Genomic DNA, 2,731 nt, shown 5'->3' on the forward strand with positions numbered 1-2,731 from the left:
CATTTCAGTGGCCCCTGCCAGTAGGAACGGTTGAATCAGCGGCACTGCTGTTAATGCAAAGGGCCCCGCCATCATGGATGGCGGGGCCCTTCTCTTTTGGTGGGATGGATGGCTTTTTTCAGGCGGGCAGAGTGGCGCCCATGATGATTTTTGCATCAAATCGGCCAATCCATTTTTGGCTGTCGCATCAATGAAACAATCCAGTATCTGGGACAAGCTGCGCAACCCATGGCCGCGGCAACCTCGCGGGGCACAACCTTGGTGTACGATTGTCTGCACCACACCCGAATACATATCGAGAGACGCCATGAGTGAAGATCAATCTGCCGCCATGCCGGTATTGAAGGACAAGGATTGCTATGGTTTCGAGCGTAAAAATGCCGGGGATTTTCCCTTTTATCGCGAGGGGCCCCATGCATTATCTGCCCGCCACTGGGTAATGCTCCTGCTGGGTGCGGCGCTGGGTTTCTCGATGCTGACGGTGCCGATCGCATTTTTTAAAACCACCATGGGCGGCTTTGTTCCCGCCATCCTGTTTCCACTAATTCCGCTGGCTGTACTCGCCATGATGGTGGGTAAAGGGTGGTGCGCACTGTTTCGCACACCGACATGGCGGGATGTTCTGTTGATGGTGGCCATTGCTGGCGCCAATATTCTGGTCTCCTTTACCGTTGCATTGTTGCTGCAGCTTGTTTTCAAAATGAATGCAAACCCGGCCAACGCCCTGCTGGCAGAGGCCTCAGATACGGCACTCATCCTCTTTTATTTAAAAACGGCCCCGCAGCTGTTCGGTGAGGAGGTGGTCTCCATCTTGCCGTTTCTGACTGTGCTCTGGTTTTGTCACCAAAGACTCGCCATGACGCGCAAGCGTGCCATTATCACCGCCTGGATCTGTACTGCGCTTATCTTCGGAGCGTTGCATCTGCCCACTTATGAGTGGAATTTCGTGCAATGTTTTCTGGTTATCGGAACGGCCCGCATTGTGCTGCTCAGTGGCTACATCATTACCAAAAATATTTGGGTATCGACCGGCGCGCACATTATCAATGACTGGCTGCTGTTTACCATCATGGCGGCATTTCTGGGCGCTCACGCCGCCGGGTAGCGGCAATTCATGCAATCCATTGCACCAGCGGCCTCGCGGATTCAATAGCGGTGCAATTTCATTGCACCCTACGGTTAGCTCCCCTCACCCTGACCCTCTCCCAAGGGGAGAGGGAACCAGTGCCTGCCAACCTGTAGCCATAGCTGTCACGCATTCCAAAATTGCTGCGATCTGCACCCCCTTCTCCCACTCTTTGCCATAGATAAGGGGAGAAGGGCTGGGGATGAGGGGGCACAAGCAATCAAGCCAAGCAGAGCGTTAAATAAAACAGAGGCAAGTAGGGTCGATTAGCGAAGCGTAATCGGCCGCACCGGTTATCCGGTCGCGATCAGGAAAAAGCACAGGACGTAGGGTGCAACAAGCGAAGCGCATTGCACCGGCAACCTCGCGGGGTCAGTCACGGTGCAATTCACCTTGTTCATTGCACCCTACAGTTACCTCCCCTCACCCTAGCCCTCTCCCAAGGGGAGAGGAGACATGTGCCTGCCAACCGTTGGCCGTAGCTGTCACGACCATACCACGGTTGCTATGAATGGCTGCGATCCGGGCTCCCTTCTCCCCTTGCGGGAGAAGGGCTGGGGATGAGGGGGAGCAAAAAAAAATCAGCGACTAAATTGCTATCTAAATGATTTTACTACTCGATATGTTATTTTTTGATTATCAGCAGAAATGACTTCAACAACAGCACCTTTATAGCCAATTTCTTGTGATTCACCTAAGTAATATTCAACATCATTATTAAATGCAGGGCGAGCCATGTCATGGCTAGTCTCGCGATAGCCGATATTTATTTTATTTCCAACTTTGCCACTATAAATCAAAGTTTGCTGAAATGATGCTGAATTAAAAGAAGAGACTTTCTTTATTTCAAAATTTGCAGCATAGCAAGAATACATACCAAAAACCGTAACAACACATAATTCATTTGGATTATTTTTCTTCACTCCAAGTGCTTGGTACGGATCGGCGAAAGGATTTTGTATAACAATTTGCCCTTCTCTTGTCGCTGTTTTAAATACATCAGCAGTATTGTTAGACCCTAGCTTGTCGTAAGTTCCACTTGGTATGTCATAGGCTACACCATCTATAGAGTTTTTAAGCACAACGGCTTCACCCTCAACAAGAATTCCTTTTGACATCATACTGTCACCTACATATACCGTACTAACCTGACCAAGCGGAGGAAAATCCACCTGTGTGGCTTTTGATGACGTACTTGGATCATAAGATACAGCACAACCACTAATAAAAGATGTTAACATGATAACAAGTAAACATTTTCTCATCTTGGACTTACTCGATTTAATTACAAACCACAAAAATAACACACTTATCAATTGCGATGTGTGATAAAGATCATTTTATTACCTCAAACGTAGCCGGAAATACTTATCATCAACACCTGCAAGATAAATGATTTAAGTCACAGAATCTCATTATTTAACTCTGATAATATTACTAAGGCATATCAAATACATAAACCTAGCTTAGGCATTTTTTATTATTTATGAAAACAAAAACAATTATATTTTTATCAAGTATCGTTCTACTCATCTTCCCTGCCTACGCAAAAAACTGTAAAAAGGGGCAGCCATGTGGAAACTCATGTATTTCATGGAGTAAAAC

At 47.1% G+C, this 2,731-nt stretch carries 3 protein-coding genes; 1 reads left to right on the forward strand and 2 read right to left on the reverse strand.

What is annotated here, in order from left to right; genetic code table 11:
• A partial coding sequence (locus AACS18_RS23645; protein ID WP_219927989.1) for a hypothetical protein occupies window positions 1-216 on the reverse strand: 216 nt, incomplete at its 3' end.
• Between the two features lie 91 nt (window positions 217-307).
• On the opposite strand from AACS18_RS23645, the gene AACS18_RS19485 reads away from it, so the two are divergent.
• Window positions 308-1,105: a CPBP family intramembrane glutamic endopeptidase gene (locus AACS18_RS19485; protein ID WP_108613069.1), complete on the forward strand. Its 798-nt coding sequence runs from the start codon at window positions 308-310 to the stop codon at window positions 1,103-1,105.
• Between the two features lie 617 nt (window positions 1,106-1,722).
• Here AACS18_RS19485 and AACS18_RS19490 read toward each other — a convergent pair.
• Window positions 1,723-2,391 (reverse strand): hypothetical protein, encoded by a 669-nt coding sequence (locus AACS18_RS19490; protein ID WP_339373267.1) that lies wholly within the window; start codon window positions 2,389-2,391, stop codon window positions 1,723-1,725.
• Between the last annotated feature and the right edge of the window lie 340 nt (window positions 2,392-2,731).

Source organism: Aeromonas sp. HMWF015 (assembly GCF_963878965.1).
Classification (GTDB): domain Bacteria; phylum Pseudomonadota; class Gammaproteobacteria; order Enterobacterales; family Aeromonadaceae; genus Aeromonas; species Aeromonas veronii.